At 66.1% G+C, this 26,446-nt stretch carries 9 protein-coding genes and 1 pseudogene; 1 reads left to right on the top strand and 9 read right to left on the bottom strand.

Annotated elements, in window-relative coordinates:
- Positions 1–31: 31 nt before the first annotated feature.
- The 7 genes from ADK36_RS35855 to ADK36_RS47105 form a co-directional block, all read right to left on the bottom strand.
- Positions 32–2,344 carry a UvrD-helicase domain-containing protein gene (locus tag ADK36_RS35855; RefSeq protein ID WP_048584299.1) on the bottom strand — a complete coding sequence of 771 codons (2,313 nt, stop codon included), beginning with the start codon at positions 2,342–2,344 and terminating at the stop codon, positions 32–34.
- Positions 2,341–9,084, bottom strand: a complete 6,744-nt coding sequence (locus ADK36_RS35850) for a DEAD/DEAH box helicase (protein ID WP_048584298.1) — start codon at positions 9,082–9,084, stop codon at positions 2,341–2,343. The genes ADK36_RS35855 and ADK36_RS35850 overlap by 4 nt, the downstream gene beginning before the upstream one ends.
- Positions 9,081–14,567: a hypothetical protein gene (locus ADK36_RS35845; RefSeq protein ID WP_053200550.1), complete on the bottom strand. Its 5,487-nt coding sequence runs from the start codon at positions 14,565–14,567 to the stop codon at positions 9,081–9,083. The genes ADK36_RS35850 and ADK36_RS35845 overlap by 4 nt, the downstream gene beginning before the upstream one ends.
- On the bottom strand, positions 14,564–17,560 hold the full coding sequence (locus tag ADK36_RS35840) for a DEAD/DEAH box helicase (RefSeq protein WP_048584296.1): 2,997 nt from the start codon (positions 17,558–17,560) through the stop codon (positions 14,564–14,566). The genes ADK36_RS35845 and ADK36_RS35840 overlap by 4 nt, the downstream gene beginning before the upstream one ends.
- A 172-nt stretch (positions 17,561–17,732) precedes the next feature.
- Entirely contained in the window at positions 17,733–18,905 is a 1,173-nt protein-coding gene (locus ADK36_RS35835; protein WP_048584295.1) for a serine/threonine-protein kinase, read from the bottom strand.
- A gap of 185 nt (positions 18,906–19,090) precedes the next feature.
- Entirely contained in the window at positions 19,091–20,350 is a 1,260-nt protein-coding gene (locus ADK36_RS35830; RefSeq protein ID WP_053200549.1) for a TIGR02679 family protein, read from the bottom strand.
- Between the two features lie 45 nt (positions 20,351–20,395).
- Complete coding sequence (locus tag ADK36_RS47105; protein ID WP_234330007.1) at positions 20,396–21,526, bottom strand: SbcC/MukB-like Walker B domain-containing protein; 1,131 nt, start codon at positions 21,524–21,526, stop codon at positions 20,396–20,398.
- Between the two features lie 42 nt (positions 21,527–21,568).
- On the opposite strand from ADK36_RS47105, the pseudogene ADK36_RS35820 reads away from it, so the two are divergent.
- Positions 21,569–22,333, top strand: a pseudogene (locus tag ADK36_RS35820) (IS110 family transposase); the annotation flags it as partial.
- A 112-nt stretch (positions 22,334–22,445) separates the two neighbouring features.
- Here ADK36_RS35820 and ADK36_RS47100 read toward each other — a convergent pair.
- The gene (locus ADK36_RS47100; protein WP_078916482.1) at positions 22,446–24,398 is read right to left on the bottom strand and encodes an AAA family ATPase; all 1,953 of its coding nucleotides are present in this window, start codon (positions 24,396–24,398) and stop codon (positions 22,446–22,448) included.
- A gap of 112 nt (positions 24,399–24,510) precedes the next feature.
- Complete coding sequence (locus ADK36_RS35810; RefSeq protein WP_048584291.1) at positions 24,511–25,491, bottom strand: hypothetical protein; 981 nt, start codon at positions 25,489–25,491, stop codon at positions 24,511–24,513.
- Positions 25,492–26,446: the final 955 nt, after the last annotated feature.

Genomic DNA, 26,446 nt, shown 5'->3' with positions numbered 1-26,446 from the left:
GACTGCCGGCCCAGGTGCGCCAACCGGCTCCTCAGATCGGCAGGAAGGGGCTGGGCTTGTCGTGCCAGCTGATGTTGAGGGCGTCGCGGGCGCGGGTGGCGGCGACGAACAGTAGTGAGCGGGCCTTGCGCTGTTCGCGTTCGTAGCGGGGCGGGTCCTCGGTGCGGTAGCGCTCGATCGCACTGGTGCGCGGGATGATGCCGTCGCTGGCGCCGACGATGGCGAGGCGCTGGTATTCCAGGCCCTTGAAGCGGTGCATGGTTCCCACGTGGATCTCACCGTCGCCCTTGGGGCCTTCCTTGGTGAGCTCGGCGCAGGTGACGCCCGCCTTCGTCTCCAGGTAGTACATGGTCTGGCTGACCATGTCGCGGTCGGCGACGCACACGGCGATCCGGCCGCTGGGGTCGAGAGGCGCTCCGTTCTCGTCGGTCGACAGCTCTGCACGCCAGGTCGTCAAGGTGGCCGCGAGGCCGACGAGTTCGTCCTCCCAGGTCTCGTACGGAACGAAGCCCGGCTTCGGGCCGTGGAGCACGGAACGGTATCCGGCGAGGTTGTCGGTGCCGTCGTCGAGATCGTCGTAGGTGATCTTCCCGCTGTTCTCCTTGGGCTCCACGACGCGGAGGGCCTCGGCGAGGATCTCCTTGGTCGTGCGGTAACTAAGGGTCAGGCGGGAGGCTCGGCCGCGGATGTTGATGCCGAGGGCGCCGAGGGCGACTTGGTGGTCGTAGATGCGCTGGTGGGTGTCGCCGGCGATAAACAGGTCGTTGGGCAGGTCGGGGTCGGCCATGGCGCGCAGCATCTTCCAGTGCGCGGGGCGCAGGTCCTGGGCCTCGTCGACGACGATGTGCCGGTAGCGGTAGCCGAGGTAGCGCATGCCGGAGCTGTTGTCGCGGTGGATAAGGTCCTTGCCGCCGATCTCTTCTTTGTACTCGCGGCGGGCCCTGATCTTCGCGGCACGCTCGATCTCGTGTCGGGCGGCGCGCTCGGCGGCCTGGCCCCAGGTTTCCACGCCCAGCTTGTCGAGGCGGGCGGTGAACTGCTCGATGACCTTCCAGACGTGGTTACGCTCGGGGCGGGTCAGTGCTCGGCCTCGGCCGGCCCGGCGGGCGTTGAAGTAGTCGGAGCGGGTAGCGACGGCCTGGCCGAGGATGACCTGTTCCCACTCCTCCAGGAGAAACTCCGGCTCGAAGCGCCGGTCGTCGAGTTCGGCGAGCAGTTGGCGCATCTCGTTGAGGGCCACGTGGTCGTACACGCGCTGCTTGCCGCGGCCAGGGGCGGTGTTCTCTCCGAGGACGCGCGCGGCGAGCTGGTCGATGTGGGCGATGTCGACGCGGGCCAGGGGCTCGGGTTCGATCAGGGAGGCGAGCCTGAGCCGTAGGTCGGTGGTGAGGTTCTTGGTGAAGGTGGTCAGCAGGATCGGTTTGCTGTGGCCAGGAGGCAGCTGCTCGGCGAGGTGCTTGACGCGGTGCAGGGCGACGATGGTCTTGCCGGTACCGGGACCGCCGGAGACCCGGGCGGGGCCTTTGTAGTGGCGGTGGACCAGACGTTCCTGGGTCGGGTGGAGGAAGACCTTCCAGGCGCGGAAGTCGCCTTCTTCGATGGCGTCGCGTACGTCGTCGTCGACCGTGGTGACCTTCGTGCGCGACAGGGCGGCGGCGAAGTCGTCGAGGTCGGGGCGCTCGTCGAGCTCGACGGGGGCGGTGATCTCGCGGCGTACGTCGTCGATGTCCATGCCCGCGGCGAGGCCGTACAGGACGTCCTTCGAGAGCAGCGGGGCGCCCTCCAGGAGTTGGTCGAGTTCCTCGCTGGTGGTCACGATCAGCGCCAGCTCGATGAGCTGGTCCGCGACACCTAGCTCGCGCAGCTGTCCGGCGTCGTACGCGGACAGCAGGGCCGGTGCCGCGTGTACCGGCTCGGGGGCGGGCTCCACGGCCTGCGGCTTCGTCTCAGGCTCGGGCTCCGCCGGGGTCAGCGTGATGCCGGCCCTGCGCAGAGCACTCTGACCGACGACCGACAGATCGACGAACTCGATCTCACCGGTGACACGGTTAACGGCGACCTGGAGCTCTTCGTAGACGTCCTTGCGGTGGCGGACGGCGATGAGCAGCCAGCTCTCGATACCGTCCGCGTCGACGCCGGTGGGGGTCAGCAGAGCACGGTAGTCCTTGCTGACGCGGGCGGACCAGATGCGTGAGTCGCCCTTGAGCTGCTTCTTGCGCAGGCCCGGCAGCTCGGGGTTGTCCCGGAAGTGATGGCAGAAGTTGTAGAAGTCCGACTTCACCGAGCGGTCGAGCTTGTACAGCTCCTGTTCGGCCTTGCGGTACAGGCGGAGCCGGGCGGTCATCGGGATGTGTCTTCTTCCGTGTCGGGGAGCTGGGCGATCAGCTCGTCGAGGTGGTCGAGCCATGCGGCCGCGGTCCGTACGGTCCAGCCGTCCGCGGCGTAGGCGGCGTCGCGCCGGTGTGCCTCGTCGTCGTCCTCGCTCTCAGGGGCGGGGACCACGGCGATCCTCACTCCGGAGGTGTGCCAGGCGAAGTCGGCCAGCCAGCGGCTGGTGCTGCCCAGTTCATAGCCGAAGACGGGCGCTTGTTTGCCCCGGTCGGCGAGCAGCTCGGCGAGGCGGAGCAGGTCGGGTGCCTCGACGGGCTCCTCGCGCAGGATCTCCAGGATCTCCTCGTCCCAGGCCGCGTCACGCAGGAGCCGAGCGACGGCCTGCTCGGCCGCCGAGTCCTCGTCCGGGTTCGGGTCTGCCGGCTTGACCGTGACGGCGGGTACGCCGATGAGCGAGTCGAGCTCACCGAGTCCGCCGCAGACGGCAAGGACCTCGACCTCGAATTCGGCGGCTTTGCTCGTGGCGAGCTGCACTCCGTCGCCACCGGCCGACGAGAGGAACTGGGTGAGGTTGCTCCAGTACAGCCAGGACCGCCAGCGTTCCTTGTGCTCGTCGCTGTCCAATACGGCGTCGCTGTCGTCGAGGACGGTGAGCGCGGTCCACTTCAGGTTCTCAGGGTCGGCACCGTCCACCGCGAACACGATCGGAAGCCCGGTGTCGTCCTGGGAGCGGAAGACATGCACGGGTCCGATGCCGGCGGCGTCCGGGACGACCGGCTTGTCGTGGCGGTCGGCGACGGACAACGTGGCCAGCTGGCCGCGCAGGGCGGCGACGAGTTCACTGCGCCGTCCGGTCGCGGCGACCGGTGCCGTACCGGGCTGGGCCGTCAGCCCGGTGACGAGCGCGCGGGCCCGGCGGGTCCAACGCTCGGGGTCCGGGTCGCGCAGGTAGGCGATCAGCGTGTCGATGGGGTTGGCGAAGACGGCTCCGGCGAAGTGGGCGCGCTGGCCGCCGTACTGTTCGTACGCCGTCTTGGCCCCCTCCTGCGCGGTGCCCCGGTAGGGCGGCCAGACAGGCTTCGTGCGGGTAGGCCGGTTCTCGAACAGGTCGATGTCGGCCCAGGTGACCTGGAAGACGATCTCCCCCTCGGCGCGCAGGCGGGTGCGCTTGGCCGCGTCGACGGCGATCTGGTTGTGCTCGCGGCTGGCGTGGAAGCGAAAGCCTTCGAGGTAAACCTTGACGCTCTGGGCCGGGCCGTCGACGCGGGTGAAGGTGAAGTCGCTGACGGTGCCCCGGAGTTGCTGCTGCGCGGTCAGCCGCCAGTGCATCACGCCGGATCCGCTGGATTCGCCGGCGCTGCTAGTGAAGCGAAGGTGGCCGCTGGCGTGGCCGTCCTCGTCCAGGGAGGCGTCGTCGGTGACCTTCACCCAGTCGCGCAGGGCGGCCAGGAAGCGGGCCTCCAGGTCGGACTCCACCTGGGCGTCCAGGCCGACGAGCCCGGTGTGCTCGACGTCGTCGATCTCCCAGCCGTTCTCGCCGTCCTTCGTGAACAGCAGGGACTCCAGCATGGTCAGCGCGGACTGGCGCGAGACGATGTCCTGGAAGGGCTCCGGCGTGTAGCGGTGCAGGCAGCGGTGGCAGGCGCGGCGCTGTTCCTCGGCGCACGGGCAGTTCTTCAGCGTCTCGTACGCCGCCAGAAGGGTGTCGCGGAACGCGTCCCGGTCGGTGAGCCGGTCCAAGTAACCGGTGCCGCCGGGCAGGGAGTCGAAGAGCACCAGGAACCAGCGTCGCTCCCCGCTGCCGGTGTCCGGCATGGAGGCGACCGTGGTGGCCAGGTGCTGCGGGTCGCCCCCGAAGTGCAGGTCCACGCCGAGCCGCAGTGCAGCCCGGAAGGAGTGCACCTTGGCGTCGACGTCCGCGGTGGCGGCCGGGATCAGCACGCGCAGTGCCTCGGTCTGCAGCTGGTGGGCGAGCAGCACCGGCTCCTCGCGGGCTCCGGTCTTCTTGCCCCGGCGCAAGGGGCACCACGGGCGGTGGTGCTTGAGGCGACCACTGCGAGCGGCGAGGGAGTCCAGCTCATCGGTGTCGTGGTCGAAGACGGGCTGTCCGTCGGCGCTGGCCGCGCCGCACGCCGTGCACACCTGGAACGGGTTGAGCCGCACCAGGTGGCCGGCAAAGTCGTCACGGGACTGGGCGTCGTAGCGGACCGGCCCGACGTTGATCCGCCGGATCATGGCGCGGCGGCAGTAGTCGACCCCGAACGTCTGGTGCTTGTGCCGCCACGAGCCGGGTTCGATGTCCGCCTCCGGGATGTCCACCGCGTCCACCACGGCGTAGGAACGGCGGTCGCGGTCGTCCTTGTCGTCGCGGATCCGGGCGTCCTCTCGCTTGTCGCGCGAGGTGACGGTGGCGGGTTCGACGATCTGGAACAGGCACGAGCCGTCGTCGGCAATGTGCGCGGTCCTGCACCGCGGGCACGGCGAGCGGTCCTCGGCGGCATTCTCGGTGCGGACGTAGCCGCAGCCGGGGCACACCCGCCAGGTACGCCACTCCTGCTTACCGCCCGTGGCGATCTCCAGGCCGCTGATCTGGTGCTTGTAGCCGTTGACGTAGAAGGTGTTGCCGGGTGCCAGTTCCTCCAGCGCGATGCGCCGGGGCCGCTCATAGGCGTAGGTGTCGGAGGTGTACTTCGTCTTCTTCGTCTCGGGGTCTACGCCGTCCTCGCCGTACAGGGTCGCCGACAGGATGGTCGTGGAGTCGATCAGGGCGTAGTTCGGCAGCAGCCCCAGGTCGCACAGGGCGGTCTGCGCTGGGGTCTCGCCCAGGTTCATCAGACGCCGCCCGACACCGCGCCGTTCGGCGTCGAGTTCGGCCTTCTGCCGTGCCTGGTCCGGGTCGGAGTCGTGCAGCTCGTCGTGGGCCTCGTCGATCTCCTTCAGCCGGGCCCGCAGGGCGCGTTCGCCCCGGAACCACTCCCGTTCGGCCTCCTCGACCTTGCCGCGCAGTTCGTGCGTGGCATACCTGATCAGGTCCTCCTTGGCCTGGTCGCTGACACCGGTGGGGAACAACTCCAGGAATTGCTTGGCGAGTTCGTCACCCTGGGCGATGGCCAGTTCCACCAGGTCGACGAGATACCCCGACGGGCCGAACAGGCGCGGCGCCTTGTGCGGCAGGGCCCGCAGCACGATCCCGTCCGCGCGCACCAGCCGCCCGGCGGCGGCATGGTCGAGCAGGTGGGCCAGGTACTGACGGCGCAGGATCTCGATGGCCGACAGATAACAGCCCGGGGGCACGATCGTGCCCGCGATCAGGTCCTTGGGACGCTCCAGGAAGTACAGGTCCCGGCGCCGGCGGTCCGGGATGGTCAGCAGGAACGCGTTGCCCGTACGGCGTCCGGCTCGCCCGACCTGTTGGGCGTACGAGGCCGGACGGCGCGGCAGCGCGGCCAGCACCACGGCCGACAGGTCACCGATGTCGATGCCCATCTCCAGCGTCGGCGTGCAGGACAGCACGTTCGGGTCTTTGAACCCCTCACGCCGCTTGAAGGCCTGCTCGACCTGCTCGCGCTGCGGGCGGGTGAGCATGCCGGTGTGCTCGCCGGTGACCACCTGATAGGTGCCGGCCCGGCGGTAGAGGCTCCGGTAGTAGTCGCGGGTGTAGTCCCGGTCGCGGTGGTGGACTCCGAGCCCCTCGGGCCGGTCGCCGGCGACCAGACGGCCCCGGCGGCAGCGGTACGAGGGGCAGGGCTGCTCGTGCCACTGGTCCAGCAGCGACGGATGCACCGTCTGCTCCCAGAAGCACACCGGGCAGCGCACATAGGCGTGCCGCACCTGTTCGTCGTCCAGCAGCCGGGCCTCAATGTTGCCCGGCTTAAGCCCGTAGACCCGTAGCGATGTGTCCTGCGGGGTGCGTACCGACAGCAGCCCGACGGCGGCCAGTTCGGGCAGCAGCTTCGACCAGAACTCCGGTGCCAGCTCACGCGGTAGCTCCAGGCAGCGGCCGGCCCACCGCTCGTACCAGGAGAGCCGGCCGGTGGCGAAGTCGAATTCACTGCCGTTCTTGGGCTGGTTGAGCAGGAACACCGGGGCCGCCACCCGCTTGGGGAACGCCTTCATCCCCGGCGCGCGCCCACCCCAGACGAAGTACCGGCTGGTACCCGCTTCGTCCATGTACTTGTTCAGCCACTTGTGCGCGACCGCCCCGCGGGTCCGCAACCGCTCCAGGAAGATCCGTACGAACGCCAGGTAGCGGGCGTCGTCCTGAGCGACCAACGGCACCCCGTCGCGCACGCACTCCTCATGGATCCGCCGGACCAGCGCCACCACCGCCGCCGTGTCGTCGATACGCACCTGCGCGGCGGCGGTACGGGTCAGCTCCAGCGTACGGCCATTGCGGGACCGGAACCCGAACTCCATCAGCGCCTCGAAGGCAAGCCGTTGCCCGATCAGCCGCCACACCGGCATGCCGCCACCACGCCCCTGACCGGACAGCAGCCGGTCAACTCCCTTGTAGACGTGCAGGTCGGGTGGCACGACGGCGGCAAGGGTGTCCTTGTCCGTGGTGGCCTCGACGACGTTCGCGATCAGATCGTTGAGCGCGGTCGGCTCGTCGTGACTCAGGTGCTTGGCCAGCAGCGCGCGCAACGAGAAAGTGTACGACCGGTTCGCGACGAACCCGGCCCGGTGCGCGGCATCCTGCACCGAGTCGTTGAACATCAGCGTCTTGTTCTCGTGCAGCTCCCTGTCGAGCTCCCCGCCCGTAAAGAGCTGCGTGATCGAGGCCGCAGCCATCGCCGCAGATCCGGTACCCAGGAAGCGGATCGCGTTGCGCTCCCCGCAGGCCGGGCACCAGTCCTCTCGAGCCGCGGTGTTGGCGACGGTGCCACCGAAGTGGACCAGCACGAACGCCGAGTCGCGGGCCGTGAGCCGCGGCTCCTTGGTGTCCTTGTCGTAGTCGTTGAGGGGGTCGGGCAGCCGCAGCCGCTTACGCGCGCCGTCGAGCACCATGAGCAGCCCGCCGGCGCCCTGCCCTGCCGAGGCACCGTTCGTACCCCTGCCCCCACCGGCCATGGGCGCCGCGCCGGACCCTTCCCGCGCCTCCCGCTCGGTCGCCGCGATCAGGTTCCGCACTCGCGCCTTGTCCTGGCCGAGCGAGGCGCGCCGGATCTTGAAGGTGTCGAACTGGACGTCGTGGTCGTCGCTCTCCGGCGAAAACACCGCCCAGCCCGACCGCCCGCAATCACGGCAGTAAACGGCCGGCAGGAAGAGGTTGGCGTTCTGCCCCGAGGTCGCCGTCGTCACGGGAGCCGGACGTCCGCTGTCACTCGCGCTCGCGTCGGCCAGCCCGGCGGCGTCCCAGCGGAACTCCGCCTTCGGCCACGGCAGTACGCCACGTAGCAGCCTCGACACCGACCGGGCCCACTGGTGCACCTCGACATGCACGAACGGCCGCGGCTCCCCCGGCGGCGACTTCGGATCCCGCGCGTACGACAACAACGCCACGAACCTGGCCAGCGCCTCGGCCGCCTTCTCCGGCTGCCGTGCCACCGCCTCCGCCCAACCGGCCGCACCGGCCCGCCACATGACGTCCAGCACTTCGGCGCTGTTCTTCACCTCACCGTCCAGCGCCTGCATTACGGCTCGGGTGAACAGGTGTCGCTTCAGGTTCTCGCCGAGGACGAGCGGATCCTTATCGCGGATGCCGGTCACAGACTCGATGAGGTCGAGCAGAGCCTCTTCGCCGGAGGCGGGATCGGGCAGCGCCAGCATCTCGTCCGGCGTGGGAAGGCCCTGCATCTTGACGTCGGTGAGCGGGACGAATTCCTCGACCGACAGTCGGTTCTCCCCGACGATGGACTCTGCCGTGAACGCGGTGCCGAAGACATCCGTGGCCACGTCGAGCAGCCGCGCCATGCCATCGTCGTCCGTCCCCGACGCGAGCGTCGCGGAGGTCGCCACCGGGCAAATAGACCCGAGCGGGCGCCCCTTTTCGGACGCCCCGACGGCGGAGGCGAGCCGCCGCAGCAGCATGGCCACGTCGGTGCCTTGGGCGCCGTCATAGGTGTGGAACTCGTCGACCACCACGTACCGGATGTCCGCCCCCTGCCACAGCAGGGCGTCGTCCTCGCGCTGCAGCAGCAGGTCCAGCATCTTGTAGTTGGTGATCAGGATGTCCGGCGGCGACAGCTGCATGTCGGACCGCCGGGTGCGCACCTTCTCGTACTTGGTCGCCGCACGGTCCCCGATGTACAGCCCCGCCCACAGTTTCCCGAGCCCGGCCTCGTTCTGCGTGAGCAGGTCGTTTATGCGCTGCGCCTGGTCGGTGGCGAGCGCGTTCATCGGGTACAGGAAGACCGCCTTGACCCCGGTCTTCCCGGCCTCGCGCTCCCGGCGGCAGTGGTCGAGCACCGGATAGAGGAAGGACTCCGTCTTGCCCGAGCCCGTGCCGGTCGTGACAAGGGTCGGCTGAGGGGTGTGCCCGTTGGCGGAGGTCAGCCGGGCGAAGGCGAGAGCCTGGTGGGCGTACGGCGTGAATCCCTCGCGCTGCCATTCGAGGTGCTCGCGCCAGCTGTCGTCGGCGGCGGTGAAGGGCGTACGGATCCGGAGGTACGGTCCGCGGAACATCCCGGACGTCTCGTCCCCGAGGAATCGGTGCAGCGCCTCGCGGGCGCCCTCGTCGGTGAGTGCGTACGTCGTCGACAGGTACTGGAGCAGGCTCTCCTTGAGCCCGCGCGCCTGGAGAGTCGGCCTCACGGGTTCGGTACCTCCTGCTTCACCGGGTCCCACTTGCCGTCGGCGACCGCTTCGTCGAGCCGCTGCTTGAAGTAGGCGTGCGCCTCACGCATCTCTTGCTCGCGGTCCGCCCTGTGAAAGGGGAGGGTGTAGCCGTCGGGGACGGGGGCAGTGTCCGGGGCGGCCTGGTACGCCTCGAACTGCTTCCAGGTCTCCTTCGTCTGACGCTGGCCGATCGTGCGGGCGTTGCCGGCAAGTTTCCATCCGTTGGCGTCGAACCAGGTGACCGCCTCGTACTTCTGGAGCACGGGGAAACGACCTCGGTAGGCGGCGATGAGGGCGTCGGCGTCCATGCCCAGCCATACGGCTACGAGGGCGTCGATCTCAACGAGGGCGGAGCGGCGGGCGCGTTCAGTACGGAGGGGAGTGTCGGGGGTCCAGTCGGGGGTTACGCCGTTGAGGGGCGGGAGGCCTGGCCAGGTGCAGGCCCAGGGTTCCTGGGTAGGCCAGGTGGGGTCGTGGAGGTCTTGCCAGAGGCCGGCGTAGGCGGTGGTTAGGCAGTTGAGGCGGAGGGTCCGGAGGAGGAGGGCGGGGGCCAAGGGGTGGTTAGGGGTGGGGGCAGGCAGCCGCTGTGCTTGTGCGACATCCAGGTTCGCTACGCCCAAGAGCCGCAGCGCATAGTCGATGGGCAACGACGACCAGAAACCAGCCCAAAGAGCAGTACTGCGGTCGTCCACACCTCTTCCGCTGCGGACACCGTCGATGTGTGCCGGACCGGGTGGAATCATCGCCAGATACAGGCTTCGCTCAGTATCCGGCGCGATCATTTTCCGCCAAGCGAGCCGAGAAAACACGACGTACCGCCGCCGCGACCTCTCCACCAGCACGGCATCGGTCTGCTCGGCTGTCACCTGGTCCTCGGAGATGAGCTTCTCGCTTGCAACCTTGCTCCGGGCCTGCCCGATCGCCTGGTCGCTCGCCCGCAGCCGCGCGAGGGCATCATGGTCGATCCAGCGGTCCTGCGCGGTCAGGAACTCACGGTTCCTGCCCGCGACTCTCACATACTCGGTGTCGGGCACATAGCCCGGCGCGAGCGCGACGAGATCCGCACCGTACGGATCGTTAGTGCTGGCATCATGCCGCTTGAACACCGGTGTCGCCACAGCCAGTTGGGCGCCTTTGAGTATCACCCGACGCCAGCTGTCCGGCTGGTACTCCTGCTCCGTTGCAGGGTCAGGGCGGTTGTACTCGATCAATTTGGCTTTCTTGGCACCGCTCTCGTCGTACCCCCGAGAGATCTGCGGATCCAGCGTCCCGAGCCGCACCGGATAGTTCGCCAGCGCCTCGATCGCCGCCGCCTCAGCTGTGCTGACCGGGAAGAGCATGCGAGCCTGCTCGACTGGGCGGTCAGCCTCGCCCAACAGTCGCTGCCACACAGCAAGTTGATGCGCGTCCACCCGCACAACTCGCGCCTTATGCGGACGCTCGTCGAACTCCCCGTTGCGATACCGCACTCCAGGCACCTCACCCGAGCCGTCGTGCTTAGCGGAGTGCCGCAACGCGTCTGCAGAGACCAGCCAGGAGAGATTGTCAAAGCCGATCTCCCCAGTCTGGGCATAGACGTGGACTCCGAAATGCGTCGTGTGGCCAACGGGCTTGGGGAAGAAGCGCCAGACAGCGTTGACGAAGTCCCCGTGAATCCGAAGCCGTCGATACGCCGCCTCCCGAAGAGCTCCCTCCTTGTCCCCAGTGAAGTGCGTATCGGGATGGACCATCCCCGCCGTTCCGTCAGCCGAGGAGTGCGCCCACACCTGTGACATAAAGGCCCGGTACACATCAGGCTGTGTCCCCGTCAGCAACGGATACATCTGCGGCGACCCAAACACAGCAACCTGCGCACTGGTGTTGGTCAGCTCCCCCAGCACATACCGCCGAGCGTCCTCCTTCCCCAGCACCTCGTTCCGTCGACGCTCCTTGTCCGCCGCAGATGCCTTCTCCTCCAGCTCGAACCACGGCTCATGCTCCGCGAGCACCGCCGACTCGTTCCACCGCGGTCGCACCCAAGGCGGATTCCCCACCTGAAGGTCGAAGCCACCACCCCGCGCGAACACGAGGGCGAACTCCAACTCCCAGTGCAGAAAGCCCTGTTCCTTGGCTATGTCCCGCACCGCCCGCAACCACGGAAACCGGTCCTCCGGGTTACCGGCATCCATGCCCATGAACCCAGGCAGCGTCTCCTCAAAGCCCTTCAGTGCCTCAAGGCTCGTGAAGCTGTCGAGCAGCGTCCCCTCGGGCACATCCGCCGTACCCAGCATCGCTTCCAGGAACTCGATCCAGTCGTCGAGTTCCTTGAGCGGCACGAACCGACGCCGCTCTGGCGTGTTCGTGCCCGCCTTCGACGCACCCGGCTTGGACCTAGACGCCCCGACGCGCTTAAGCTCGACGACCCCTTCGTCGTCCGCACTCAGCTCAAGGTCTTCGAAGCTGGTCTGCTCGGGCCCCATCGCGAACAACGCCGTAGCCTCGACGAACCGCGGTGCCACAGCCACGGGGACGGCCTCAGCCCGCTCCCCCGTAAACGGCACCCCGCCGAGCACCTCGCTCAGCTCCTCCGCGTCACCGATCTCGGCGGCCTCGGCCCCCACCGCGTACTCACCATCGGCCCCGTTCAGCAGCCCGGCCTTCTCCACCGGCCAGAACCACAGTGCACACCACGCGTCCATGACGGTCTTCAGCCGCCAATACGGCGTATCGACGGCGTTGAAGAGATCCTCCAGCACCTTCTCCTTCGGCACCGCCTGATTAGGACGCTGCAGGAACGCGTACTCGGGATCGGCAGGGTCGGCCCGCCATACGTCAATCCGCCGAGCAATCTCCTTCTCGGACAGCTCCATACGCTTGACGACGGCAGACCACAGGAACTCGACCCGCCGGGCAGCATCCCGCAACTTCGTGAACTGCGAGGACGCTTCCGCCCTCGGCTTCCCGGTCTTGCTGTCGATCCTGCGGCTGCCGTCCTTGTTGAGGTGCGCGGTGCTGCGCTTGGGGCGCTGGAGAATCCCCTTCTTCCAAGCGGCGAGCTGCTCGACGCCCGTCTTCGCGAGCTCCTTGGCCTCCTTGGACCCGGCGACCGCCGCCCACCCCGGACACGGCAGCAGGAACTGGTGAACCGCGTCTTCCGGCAGCGGCTGAGCCTCGCCGTCCTTGAGGAAGGGCAGCGGCGTCGGCGCCAGCGCCCCCTTCGCCTTCAGCCATGCCTTCTCCGCGCCCGAGACGTCGTCACCCTCGTACACGGCCCGTCGCCCGCCGATGAGCGAGTTGCCGCGACGCAGGTGCAGGCCGAACCAGGGGGCCCGCATGCCGGGGTGCATGGTGTTGAGCCACAGCGACACCTCCGCCAGCTCGACACCCGTGGCGTTCAGGTCGACGCCGTACGCATTGTGCAGCGCGATGTACGCCTTGGCCTTCTGCTTCTCTGTGATCGCGTCGGCGGTCGGGATGGTGATGCCGAGTTCCTCCTGGCGGCGGCGGAGGTATTCGTCGGCGACCTGGTCGATGGCCTCGTTGAGAAACGCGCCTGAGCCGAGGGCCGGTTCGCAGATCTTGTACTTCAGCAGTTCTGCGGCCCGCGTCTTGATGACCTGGCCGTGCTCGTCCCGTTCCTGGTCGAGGCGATGCTTGAGGGTGAGTTCGACCGTGACCTGTCGCAAGGACTTGGGGGTGTAGTACGAGGCAGAGGTCTCCCGGTCGCGGCCGGCGAGCCGGTAGACGAAGGAGCCCTTCTCATACTTCTTCACGCCGCGCAGGCCCTTGCGGGCGTCCTGCTCGCCGTACTGGACGAGGGTCCTGTCAGGGTACTGGTCCCGCTTGCGCGCGGGGATGAGCCAGGAGCCCTGCTCCGGGTCGCCGCCGCGGGCCACCTCGCACAGCTGCTCCTCGGCGATGATGCCGGTGTAGGACATCAACCCCTCGTAGACGGCGCCGAGTTGGTCGATGCCGAGGTTGCGGTACGAGATGAAACCGCCTCGTTCTCCGCGTCGGCCCTTCTTCATGGTGAGCAGGCGCAGCACCTCGTGCAGGACTTCGTTGCGCAGGCGCAGGTCGAGCCAGCGGGGCGCCTCGTCCTCGTCGCTGCGCGGGTCGATGACTCCGCGGCCGATGAGGCGGATAGCGTCCGGTTCGAAGAGTTCGCTGCGCAGGGGCTCGAAGCGCAGGCCCCGGCCCTCGATGCGGCGGGCCGCCTTGGCCTTGCGGGTCTCCTCGTCGTCGCCGGGCAGGTCGTCGTCGGCTTCGGTGCCGTATGCGCGATGGCCGTAGTTGACCTTGTTGAACAGGACGTCGAGGGATTCGTGGAGGTGGAAGCCGTTCTTCGCCTCCTCCTCCACCAACTCCTCGTCGCGTTCGACGAGGTCGCGCAGCCGGGCCATGGAGTACCCGGCCTCGTACGAGCCGTCGTCGGCGGGCAGAATGCCCAGTTCGGGGCGGGCCTCGGCGTACAGCAGGAACAGGATGCGGTAGAGGTAGCGCAGCGACTCGCGGGTGAGTTCCTTGGTGAAGGGGATCTTGGGGTCTTCGACGTCGGCTGGGGTGACGTCGTTGTCCGGCTCGGCCATCCGGTGCAGGACCTCGTTGGCGATGAGCTCCACGGAGTGCTGCAGGCCGTAGCGGAGTTCGTCGGAGACGCCGGCCGCGTTGTCGCCGGAGGACTTGAGGAGGGCGTCGATCGCCCGGCTCTGGTCGTTCTCGCCGGGGCGGAGCATGTCCAGGCTGAACAGGGCTGCGATGGTGGCGAGTTCGCCCTGCTGGGTGCGGTCGTTGCGTTCCAGCGCGGCGTCGAGGTTGACGGCGAGATAGCGGCCCTCGTTCCAGGACCGGCGGTCGGCGAGGATGATCACGCCGCCGCACAGCAGCAGGACGAAGCGGGGGTGCGGGCCGCCCGCCTCGCCGAGTTCGCTCTGGAAGAGCCAGGAGGCCAGCGCCGCCCCCGTCTCATACGACTCGCCCGAACTGGCCCGAAAGGGTGTGAGCAGGCGCCCGGCACCGTCGGCATCCAGGGCCGCGTCGTTGTCGGCGGACCAGCCGCAGTCGAGGGCGATGACGCCGTGGCCGTGGTAGGCAACGGGCAGGGTGTGGTCGCGTCCGGCGCGGTGCACGGTGAGGTCGGCCGGCGCGGAGTCGTAACCGAGGCCCCGCAGAACCGTCTGGTGCCACTCGGCGAGCCGCTTGGCCCACTCCGGGTTGTTGTGCGTGTTGAGGCGGGCCTCGTCATCGGCGTCGGCCTGGGTGGTCTGGGCGAAGTATCCGCGCACCTCCTCGGCGAGATAGGGCGGGCGCAGGGTGCGTAGCAGTTCGCGCGCGGTCTTGCGTGGGTCGTTCTCGTCGCCCTCGCGTAGGGCCCAGGTGGCGAACAGGCCCTTCTTCAGGTCCGTACCGAGTTGCTCGGCGAAGTAGTGCGCGGAGAGGTATTCGCCGCGGTTGGCGAAGGAGTCGAAGTCGGTGCTCATCGCTGGGTGCCTCCTTCGGCGGCGGTGTGCGGTTCGAGGACGGCCAGCAGGCGCAGCATGGGTTCGCCTGCCGTCTCCAGGGAGTTGACCAGCTTCAGCCGCCGCTGGGCCGTCCGGTCGAGCTCCGCCTCCTTCGGCCGTGCGCTGGCGAAGAGCGCTTCCTGCCGCCATTCGGCGACGCGCTCGCGGTAGGGGGCGAGGGTGCCGTCGATCTGCTTGCGGTACTCGGCTTCGAGGGCGACGAGATGGCTTCGCGCCGCGTCGATCGCGTCGGGCACGAGTGCGCTGAGGCCGGGCAGGTCACGGGGAGTGGCGCGGCCGGGCATGCTCGGTCCGACGCCGTGGCGTTCCAGCGCCTCCGCGGTCAGCCTCTCGACGACGGGACTGCCGGGCAGGCCGGATACGGCCATCCACTCGACGACCGTAGGCTTGCCGAGTGCGTTGGAGTAGATGCCCTGCACCAGGTACGTCGGGCTGTCCACGGTGGCGGCGAGCACAGGTGCCTTGTGGCGGCCGATCTCGATCAGCACCTTGTCCGTAAGCCAGTCCAGGACGGGGTGGACGTCGGTGACGTACGAGACGTTGGGCCACTGCGACTCGGTGGTCTCGCGTGCCGCTTTCAGTCGGGTGCCGGCAAGATTCTTGGAGAAGGTGACGCGGATGCGCCCCGGTTCGTTCTTGCGCGGCAGGATCTGCTGCTCGTCCAGGTACGACTTGGGGAGCGCCTTGAGCCGGTACAGCAGATCCTGCGGGGGTTCGAAGGCGATCGTGCCGTCGTCGTCGCGGCGCAGGGACAGCATGTCCTCGGGGTTGGGGCGGCAGACCTGCCGCAGCGCCTCCTCGAAGTAGTCGGCCGTGGACCGGAAGAGCTTCGGCACCACCGCGCGGGCCACCTCGGGGTGTTCGTGCACCGCGCCCACCTGGCCGAGCAGGCCAGCAAGGAAGGCGGCGCCGCCCTGCTGGGACTGCTTGATGGACTCCTCGACCGTGTGGCCGGCGATCAGGTCCTGGGTGAGGCGGTTCTCTTCCTCCTTGGCCCGGTAGAGACCGGTAACGGCCTCCGCCGACCCCTCGATCCGGTGCGCCTCCTCCTCACGCTTGAGGAGCTTCTCCCCCACCAGGCGGTCGTCCAGGGTACGCGGCTGCCCGGTCGCCTCGTCGGTGCGCCACGGGATGTCGCTGGTCAGGACGAGGGCACGGAACTCAGGCCGGTGTTCCTGGCCGTAGCGGTCGATACGGCCGTTGCGCTGCTCGATGCGGATCAGGGACCACGGAAGGTCGTAGTGGATCAGCAGATGGCACTGCTGGTGGAGGTTGACGCCCTCGGAGGCAACATCGCCCGTGAACAGGATGCGCACCGGGTCGTCGCGCAGGCCGAACTTCTCGACGATGTCCTGCTGGTCCTGGTCCGTGGTGGCTTCGCCGTGCATGACCTGCACGGCTCCGCCGTAGCCCAGCCAGGGCTTCTTCTCGTCCGGACTGGTGGCGAGCCGGAAGCCGAGCGCGGCCGGCACGGTCTCCGCCAGCCACTTCAGAGTGGGGATGCTCTCGGAGAACACCACGACCCGGGTCTCGGAGCCTGGTTTGACACCCATGGCGCGCAGTTCCTCGACCAGCGCCGCCATCTTGGCGGAGTCCTGGTCATCGATCTGCTCGGCGAGGTCCCGCAGGTCGACGAGCGCGGCCCTCTCCGCCTTCCGCGCCGCTTCACGAACCGCCGGATCCTCAGTCCGGGTCTGCCGCTTGGTGCCGTTGGCCTTGTCGGGCGGTGGGTTGTCGAGGTTCCCGATCCGGGTCTTGATCGTCTCCAGCAGGGCTTTGTGCGACGACAGGAACGATTTCAGCAGCCGGTACGGCACGAGCTGATGCCTGCTGGCCGACGGCGCCGACGGGTCGGCGGGGATCCAGCGCGTGGCCAGCTCCTTGAAGACCGCCAGTTCCTTGTCGGTGGCGGCGGCGTGAAGCGGCTTGGACGGGCCGCGGTCGGCCCACGCGCCCTTGAGTGACTCGCGGACCTCGGGCGAAGTCTTCGTACGCCGGATGTAGAGGTGGTCGAGGTTCTCCACCTTGTACTGGCGCGGATTGGCGATCGCCGCCTCGTCCAGCATCCTGACCAGCTCGGCGAACGACTCAGCGTCACCGTTGTGCGGCGTGGCCGAGGCCAGCACCAGGGCGTCGGTCCGGCGGGCCAGCAGACGGGCCAACGCGTTGTTCTTCGTGCCGCGGTTGACGAGGTTGTGGGATTCGTCGATGACGACGGCGTCCCAGTCGGTGTGCTCCAGGTGGTGCGCGTACACATCGCTCTTCAGCGTGTCCACGGAGATGATCACGCGCTTGAAGTACGCGAACGGATTACGGCCCGCGGGGATGTCCTGCTGCACCCGCTGAATGCCGGTCGAGTCGAGCCGCACCAGCGGGATCCCGAACCGGGTCCACAGCTCCCGCTGGAACTGCTCCAGGACATGCTGCGGCGTCACCACCAGAATCCGCTCACCGCGCCCACGCCGGATCAGCTCCGCCAGGAGCACGCCGATCTCCAGGGTCTTGCCGAGCCCCACCACGTCGGCGATCAGGATCCGAGGCTGCGGATTCTTCATGGAGAGCGCCAGCTCCGCCGGCCGCAGCTGGTGCACCTGCTGGTCCATGAGGAAGTTGTCCGCCAGGGCCAGTCCGTGCTCGGTCTGCGGCAGGAACGTCTTCCGCATGATCGCCTCAAGAAAGAGCCGGGAGCGGCGGTGGTTCGGCGAGTCGTCGGCGACCAGCTCGGTCTCGCGCGGATCCAGCTCCTGGACGGCGTCGAGCCGATCGTAGAACGTGGCGTCCATGCCGCGGACAAACGACGAGATGCCGGTGACCTCGATCATCCAGCCGTCACGAGTCCACGTGCAGTGGCGCACGAGCCACAGTTCGTCACGGATCAGGACCTGCGCTCCCGGCGCGTACCCGGACGAGCCCAGCGGCCGCGTTCCCTCCGCGGCCTCGTCCGGCTCCACCGTAACGCTCCGACCGCTCACAGCCCCCGCCTCGACGCCCACACTCGCTCCGATCCCTCACACCTACGGCGCACCCCGCGCGGTTCACCGGTCACACGACGTATGGGCAGCCCCAGGCCACTCCACACGCGTGCCCGGCCAAGCTTCTCACCAGCCACGGACGGTTCGACCGTCACAGTGCGGTATCAACCGCGTACTCCGTCCGCAGCTCGTCCGCAACCCGTTTCGAGGCGGGCGACCTCCCGGCCTTGGACCGGACCTTCGGCTCCGCAGGTGCATCCGAAACCGGCCTGGCGGGCTCCCTTGGCGTGACGCTTTCCTCGGCGTCCGCCTCGGCAGCATCGTCATCCGCTTTTGCATCCGTCCTCAGACCGTCGAGGGGCGAGTCGGGACCAGAGATCTCGACGATCTTGCCCTGTGCCTCAAGCAGCTTTTCGAACGACGGTGACAACGGCTCCTTGGCCGCATCAGGGGTGCCACCCGCGGTCGTACGCGCGATCAGCTGAAGCCGCGCCTCAGCCGGGGGCAGCCCGGCTGACTTCAATAGCTGCGCGCACCCGTCGGCCACGGCCCCGAGCGTCGGCCGCTCCTCTGGGGCATGGATCAGCATCGATGCGATCAACGGCTTGATCGCATCCGGTACGCCACTCAGATCCGGCTCGATGGCAGGATTCGCCACCTGCACGGCGACGGCTTCCCACGCCGCGCCGTCGTACGGATAGTGCCGCGTCGCCGCGTACAACAGCACCGTGCCCAGCGCGTACACGTCCGCGGCAGGCGTCACCTTCGGCTGCCCGCTCGCCTGCTCCGGCGGCATACAGCGCACGGTCCCGATGATCATGCCGCTGTGCGACAGCGACTCCGTCGCGGCGTCCATGAACGCGCCGAGCCCGAAGTCGATGATCACGGGACCGTCCTTGCCCATGACCACGTTCTGGGGCTTCAGATCCCGGTGCAGCAGTCCAGCTGAATGGACAGCACTCAGCCCCTCGGCAAGCAGCGCACCAAGGCTGGCGACCAGCGCCGTGGGAAGGACACCCTCCTCGTCGACACACGCAAGAAGCGTGCGCCCGGCCACGTACTCCATGGCCAGCCACGGCCGGTCGGCAAACGGGTCGGCGTCCAGGAACCGCGCCACCCTGTTCGTGCCGATCACGGTCCGCGCGATCAGCGCTTCCTTCTCGAATCGCGCCCGCATGAGGGGATCCAGCTTGTCGCTCCGGATCCGCTTCACCGCGACCGGATCACCACCGGGGGTGTAGGCGAGGTAGACCTCGCCCATTCCCCCCGCGCCCAGCTCCTTGGCCACGGTGTACCGGCCAATCCGGTCGGGCATCCCCGTCATCTGCTGCTCAGATCTCCCTACACCCACCTGTGCGCCATCCGGTCCAGATTCGTGGGCGCCGATCAAGCCTAGTCGCTCGTTGTACGGGGCATACAGGGTTCCGGTGTCTCTACAGCCCCACCGTGCGGGCTGTTCCCCCGGCTACTGCCGACTACCCAGCTGGGCAGGTCACCGCCTGCCCACGATCAAGGCAGGTCACCCCATTCCGCCAGGAGAGCATCAGCTACACCTTCCTCATACACAGCCACCTGATGCTCCTGCATCGCATTGCCCAAACGCGGGTCCCATGAAGTGCTGCGGGCCTTCCCGGACAAGGCGACGTGGTCGTCTTCGGTCCGGAGTCCCTCCAGGTAATCCTCAGCAGTCATCTTCCAGGGCTCGGCTCCGTAGCGGCTGATGAGTTGATTGGTCATATCGATTCCCGGCCAGTCGAAGTCCCCGTGGTAGAGGAGTCGGCCCCCACCGTTGACGATCAAGCGGGCCAGTCGGTGAAAGGCCGTTGACGGCCGGCCTTCGGCGCAGATCAACGGAGGGCTGCTCGCGCCGAGCTCTCCGGCGGCGCGGCGGAGGACAGCTGGGTTCTCACAGACGTACACCTGCGGCAGGTGAACGGTGACGGGCAAGGTGACCAGCTGGTGGAGTGTGACTTGGAACGGGGTGCCGTATCGAGCCGCGTCGGTGAGCCACTCCCCCAGCCCTTGACCAGACGCCGGCAGATTGAGGACAAGGACGCGGCTGGCCAGGTCGTCCACGATGACGTCGAACGCATCCCAGAGCTCGCGCCGGGCCTCGGCTCCTGGATCGAGCGGAACTCCTCGCGCTATTGCCAACGCTCGGAGTACGAGGGTCGGCAGCAAACCTTGGCCAGGATTGAGGGCCTTGGTGCTTCCCGTGGTGGCGTCGGCCAAGGCGGCAAGCATGACCGGCGGCGAACCGCTGGCGCGACCGTAGAGGTATTCGAGAACGCGGATGGCCTGGCTGAGGAGGCGTTCGTCCTTCTTGTTGATCAGCCCAGTGATCGTCCCGTCAGAAGCCAGGCCACTCAGCCACTCCTTGTACCAGGGGTTCTCAGCATGGAGTGCGCTGGCCTCTCCCTCGGCCAGCAACTGTTGCCGGGCCTGATCAATGGCGCTCCGTTCGTCGGCTCGAAACCGCAGTGGAGGTCCGAGTCGTTCCAGGAGGTCGCGGAGGGAGGCACCGGTGACGTTGCGGACGTTCTGGTCCAGTGCCGCAAGCGGAAGAGAGAGACGGCGGACGTCAGCCGCACGGTACGCGCCTGTGATACCGATGATGGTATTGCGCTCTTCTGCCGTCGGATTCGTAAGGCCGATGGAGCCGGAGATCTCGCCTCCATTGCGTTCAAGGGAGCGCCGGGCAGCCCTAAGAAGGCGGCGGAACTGAGGGCCCCGGTAGCGTTCGTACACGTCGGACGTCGGCAGACTCATTACTCCCCCTCGTTTTCCTCAGTGCCGCTGTCTACCGGCTCGTCCTCAGGCGCGTCGGTGAGCAATCCCGCGTGTGCCGGAACGTGGCGGCTTGGCCGGAAGCTGAGCAGCTCGGCGGCCAGATCTTCGGATCCGGGGTATCCGACGTCGTCGAGGATCTGTTCGCCGTCCCAGACCAGCAGCATGGCGGAGACGGTGTGCGAGGACCTCGTCGTGCTTCATGTCGTAGTGCGAGATCTGCGGCACATCGGGATACGTGATCCACAGGTCGTAGCCGGTCATGAAGAGGTCGAGGTCGAACTTGGCCGTGAGGGCGAGCAGATCGGGGCGGTACTTCTCGTCGATGCCGGCGAAGGCCTCGTCGAGGGCGATCAGACGTGGGCAGGTGGGGTAGGCGGAGCTGTACTGGGCGTGGGCGGCGGCGAAGAGTGGCAGGTGGATGGAGGCGGACTTCTCACCGCCGGACATCACGCTGTGCTTGGCCTTGGTGAGGACTTCTCCCTTCTTCCTCTCCTCCTCACTCATGCCCGGGCGGAACAGGCGCAGTTCGAACCTCCGCCAGGACCGGTAGTCCAGGACTTCGGCGATCACATGTTGGTAGCTCTGCTTCTTGTCCGCGGCTGCCTTGGTGCGGATCTGGCTGCGCAGGTGGGAGCGGAGTTCGGTCAAGCGCGCAGGGTCGAGTTCGGAGGCGTCCTTCTTCAGCAGTTCGCTGACGGCTTTCTGGGAGTCGGTCAGGCTGTCGGAGACCACCCAATGGATGCCGACCGTGGTCCCGGACGACATCGGCCTGGCCCGGGTGTCGGCGTCCATGTTCCTGACCAAATCGCGGGCCGCGACGGTGCGGTCGTGAATCTGCTGAGCAAGCCCGGTCAGCAGGCCGTCTTCAAGGACGGTGCGTTCCCTCTCCTCCAGCAATACCCGCTGATCGGCGAGTTGTTCGGCCAAGCGGCGCCCGAAATCTGCCACCGGCGTCGGACCTTCACTGTCGGTGACCCGGGCCAGGATGATGTCGCCGGCCTGCTCCCACTCGAAGAGGTAGCCCTGATCGGATCCGAGCAGGGAGCTTTCCAATGTGGTGATGGCTGTGGAGATCTTGGTGGTGGCGGTCTTGAGGAGGCTCTCGGTGATGCGGCGGCCCTGAGTGGCTTCGTCGAGTGCGTCTACGAGGGACATGACGGTCGCGGGGACGGCGCTGCGGGCTGCCTCGATGCCGGTGACCGAGGTGTCACTGTCAACCGCTTGCGAGCCCAGCTCACAGGCGTCTTCCCCGGCCTGGAACGGGCCTTGGATCTGACCAACACCGGCCCCCTCACCCTACTCACCGGCTACCAGACCCCAGCCGCCATCCGCCGCATCGGCGCCAAGCGGCTGGAGACCTGGCTGCGCAACCGCCACGTCGTGCGCCCCGACCGCCTCGCCGAGCTCGCCATCGAGGCCGCCGAACGGCAGCACACCAGCCTGCCCGGCGAGAAGCTGACAGCCCAGCTGGTGCACACGCTGGCGAAGGAGGTGATGGGCCTCAACCAGCAGGTCGCCGAACTCGACAAGGACATCGAGGCCCGGTTTCGCGACCACCACGTCTTCGACGTGATCACCAGCATGCCCGGCCTGGGCGTCATCCTCGGCGCCGAGTTCCTCGCCGCCACCGGGGGCGACATGAGCGCCTTCGGCACCGCCGACCGCCTTGCCGGCTTCGGCGGCGTCGCCCCGGTACCCCGCGACTCCGGGAAAATCAGCGGCAGCCTGCGGCGCCCGCAGTGCTACAACCGCCGCCTCCAACGCGTCTTCTACACCTCGGCGTTGTTCAGCATCCGCCACAGCGAGGAATCATGCCGGTTCTACGATCGCAAACGCGGCGAGGGTAAGCGCCACACCCAGGCCGTCCTCGCCCTTGCCCGCCGCCGCGTCAACGTCCTCTGGGCACTCCTACGCGACGGGCGGTGCTACGAGCCCGCTCCGCCCAAGGCCCTCGCGGCTTGACAGACGCGTTAGGAATCAGTAAGAGCCGTGGCCGGCGCAAGGTTGGTCGGCTCGATCAAGACGAACACCCCCGCTGTGGCTGCGGAGGTGTTCCTATTGCTTGGCTCAAGCCCTACGGGTTGTCCTGCATAAATTTATCAAGAAGTTCGTGCAACGCCTGTGGCGGTACTTCCATAGCCTCGGCGAGCGCAAGACCGTCCTTCGACTTATTGTAGCCGCGATTCAAGTACTTCAACCACAAGCCTTGCAGAATTTCTGCGCCGGGTGCGAGATTCTTCCAGTCGGCATCCCAGTTAGATGAGATCTCTCCATCATGCTCATCCCACGTTGAGGAAATCTTTGCTTCAAGAGCCTCAGCGGTAGGCACGCGCGGCAAGACTGCCGCCGACAACGCCGCCTTGTCTGCCGATTGCTTCGCCAACTTGCCACGCATCTTGTGGTCGACAAGCCGAATCGGGTCTGCGAGGTCTGCCATGACTTGTTTCAATACGACCACTTGCTGTAGCTCGGCAGCCAGTTCACGGGTCGCCGAAGAAATCTCCTCGACCGTCACCGCATCCTTGCCGAACCGTCCACGCTCTACGTTGATAACTTTCTGGATTGCCTCGTCGTCGAGCATCAAGTTTTCAAGCTCACGGCACGGCAGGATGTACACGCTTTCAGATGCTTCCAGCGTGGACAGGAAGTCAGCGGAAAGTTCATCCCGGTCACGAACGTAGAGAACGCGACGCTGGCTAAGCCCATCTGCTTCATTGAGCCAAGCGGCCAACAGGCCAGCGTGGCGAGCGTTGTAGCCGCCACCTCCGCGAATAATGACGAGGCGTGGATTGTTCAGTACAGCCGGAAACCACGTGTCGAGAATTTCTTTGTCCGTTGGGCCTTCCACGATGAGAATGCGCTCAGCGGAGAGAACATCACTCAGACGAACACCAAGCCCCTGAAGGAGCGCCGCGCGCTCAGTTGTGACAGGGGTAGCCACCGATTCGCCGTCTTTACGAGAGACGGCAAGTACTGAGGTCGTAGGGGAATGCCAGTCGAGGAGGGCAGCTGAGTGAGTGGACGCCATGAATAGCCGATCTGCTGACCATGTTTGCAGCAGGGTCAGTAGCGCTCGCTGTGCACTAGCATGCAGTCCGGTTTCCGGCTCTTCCAATAGGACGACATTGGCTGATTCAGTTAGACCGACAACCAGCAGCATGAGCAGTTGCTCAACGCCCGACCCCAAGTCTTTTAGGTTGTGGCGGACACCAGAAGAGCTGTCTTTGAAGACAACCTCGACACTTGTATTCGCCACAGGAACCATTAGCTGGCCGACGTCCGGCACGATGCTTGTCACATGTGATTGCAACGTCTGCCAAACATCTGGCTGGTTCGTATAGAGGTGCAGTAGAACCGTTGCGAGATTCGCGCCGCTGGATTCAAGAAGCGGTGTTACGCCAGCAATCTGGACCTTTCGACCTGCCGATTCACGGAGTGGGCGAAAGTGAAAGTAGCCCTTTCGCCACTCTGTGAGGATGTAATGAGGAATCCCATTCGCGTAACCTTGAAAATGATGGAGAGTGTCAGATGGATGTGATCCACTCCCTGAACTCTTCCTGGTCAGATCGCGATCCTCGCCCGTCAAAGGAAAGTCGGCAATAGAAAACTCGAAGGAGCCTGGCGAAGATGATTGAAGCAAGGCGATAGTGCGCTCTTCCCCATGCCACTGAACCGTAACTCGTGTTGGTCGAATGTAGCCTTCATGTTCAGAAAATACCCACTCCATCCAATGGGCAGTGTCCGCATCTGCAAGCAGCTGGTCGGTTTCGCTCGACCCGCTCAGCAACTTTTCCCTTTCCTCGTTGCTTAGAGACCAGCGAGCAGTAATACGAGGCTGGAAACCTTGGGCGTGCCGAACGGAACCTGTAAACTCACCACCAGCGACGATGTCGAGAGCAGAGAGAAGTGCACTTTTCCCCGAATTAGTTGGTCCCGCTACGAGGAAGAGACCGTTTCCCCTAAGGTCAACAGAAAAATTTCTGTAGCCGCGAAAGTCCACCCCTCGAATATTGATCAGCTCCGCCACAAGTCCTCCCAGTAGAATAAATAAACCCTTTCAAGGGTGTCAAAACGATCTTTGCGATAATAGTTAAAAGACGCCCTCCGGAGCTCACACCGAGGCGCTCTGTTATAGCGCGTCAGCCTTCGTCCGCCTCGCCCTCGTGCGGGTTGACTAGTTCATCCCGGGTCACGACTCGTGGGCTGGCCTTCCCTCTCATGCTTGCTGAGAGTTGAGGCTTGGCGTGCACCGTCACCAGGTAGACAGTGACACCTTCAACATGGAGCCGCGGGGGCCAGGGCTTCGACACTTCATCAGTGGGCATCTGAAGCCCTTGGTCGCTCAGATTAAACGTCACCAGGTAGGCAACGCTCTTGCCGTAATCATGAGCGTAGTCGAGTGCCTGCCTGAAGCCCTTGGCTACATAAGGAACCCCGTAACCCTTCCTTGAGGTGTCATACAGCTTGACCTCGCATACAAGCGGGTCGTCTCCGTCCAGCCCTGCGGCTACGTCTACTTGCCCCGAAGCGGACTTCGGCTGAGAGAACGGGTAGTCGATGCCCTGGTCAAAGAGGAACTTGCGGAGGTGTGTGTCGTAGATGTCTTCGCCGTGCGTGGTATCAAGCTCGTACTTCTTGTGCAACTCGACTTGGTCGAACCACTCCACGCGTCGCGTGAAGCGCTCCAGCATGTAGAGCACTTCGCTTGCGGAACCGAGTTGCTCCTGCAGGTAGTCAACGAACGGTTCAACCGTCTTCTCAGTAACCTCTCGGAAGATCACTTTGTAGTTGCTGTCATGGGAGAGCGATCTGGCTTGAGCGGTGAAGTCTCCACCGTCCGCCCACTGCACGATGAGCCGCCATTGCACTTTAGCCCGACCAATTTCAGTATCCGGCCAGTCGTATATTCCGCGCCGAACGCAGTTATTCGCGATCCACTCGTCTGCATCTAGATCAGGGCAACTGCTCGCGATGCGCTCCGCGACGGCTCTCAAGGCGGGCGACTGCACGATGAAGTCCCGAAAATAGGCGATCTCCCGGTCATAGACCTTGTAGTCAGCCTTGTAGAGTCGACGATACTTCTGTTGGAGCTTCACTTGCAGGTCACGCTCGTAGAGCACCAGAAGAGCCTCTTCAGGGACTTGTTGAGCTGACCCATAGTCAGGTCAAGGTTTTCGAGCTCACCGAACAGTGAACCATCTTCGTCTACCAGATGGATGCGTGCTTGGCAACAGGGGCAGTAGAGATAGCTCTGCACACGGGCGTCAAGAAGCTGCGCCTCGACTTCATAACTGCATCGCGGACAGGGAAACGAGATGAGGCTGCTGAGGACTTGCGCCGAGAGCTTCACTCCTTGAGAGTAGCAACAGATCGGGCCGCAGGCAGATGATGGAAACAATCTTCTTCTCCTCAAGCCCAAGAGAAAACCCCGCAGCGATGTGTGCTGCGGGGTACAGGTATGGGAGTTCTGAGCATTACCAGAACTCCACTCTCACTACTGTCATCCATCCATTTGCGATCACCCCTTCGAGTCGATTTTAGATGAGGTAACGGATCGGACTGAGAAACAGGGGCATCATGCGAGAGATTGCCCGCCTGCTCAAGCAAAAAGAACCTCCGGGACTGTAGCCGGAGGTTCTTTCGTAGTGCTCCTATACCACTACAGCTTCCACTGAATCTCGATCTGTTCGACGTTGAAGCGCTGCTGCTTGTGCCGAGACTTCCCGCTGCCGGGGTGGACGATGATTTTGTCCACCAGTAGCCCAACGATCTTTCGACGCCACCCGATGTCCGTGTTTCGCTCCCACGTCTCACGGATGGTTTGACCGATTGGGATGCCGACCACTGCACGCTTGGTGCTGTACTTCTCGACCTCGCGTTCAGCAGCATCGCCTACACCCTCATCTGCTACCGCAGACTCACCAAATGAGATGACATCTTAAGGAGCCGTGCCGAGGCGGTTGCGACGTGCCTCAACTAAGGGTTGTCCCGTAAATGATCTCCGGCATGCTGGATGACCTGTGCGTTTCCCCGTCACCCGGCGAGGGCAAGGTTGTGCAGGCGGGCGATGCCGAG

Origin of the sequence: Streptomyces viridochromogenes (assembly GCF_001270495.1) — a bacterium.
GTDB classification, from domain to species: domain Bacteria; phylum Actinomycetota; class Actinomycetes; order Streptomycetales; family Streptomycetaceae; genus Streptomyces; species Streptomyces viridochromogenes_A.
Note: the sequence above shows the minus strand (reverse complement) of the source record. Positions and strands in the feature narration are given on the sequence as shown.

What these genes read in the sequence shown, in the direction of transcription:
- ADK36_RS35835 (WP_048584295.1), bottom strand. Translation starts at nt 18,905, where the DNA reads ATGACGGGGATGCCCGACCGGATTGGCCGGTACACCGTGGCCAAGGAG.
- ADK36_RS35855 (WP_048584299.1), bottom strand. Translation starts at nt 2,344, where the DNA reads ATGACCGCCCGGCTCCGCCTGTACCGCAAGGCCGAACAGGAGCTGTAC.
- ADK36_RS35830 (WP_053200549.1), bottom strand. Translation starts at nt 20,350, where the DNA reads ATGAGTCTGCCGACGTCCGACGTGTACGAACGCTACCGGGGCCCTCAG.
- ADK36_RS47105 (WP_234330007.1), bottom strand. Translation starts at nt 21,526, where the DNA reads ATGTCCCTCGTAGACGCACTCGACGAAGCCACTCAGGGCCGCCGCATC.
- ADK36_RS35845 (WP_053200550.1), bottom strand. Translation starts at nt 14,567, where the DNA reads ATGAGCACCGACTTCGACTCCTTCGCCAACCGCGGCGAATACCTCTCC.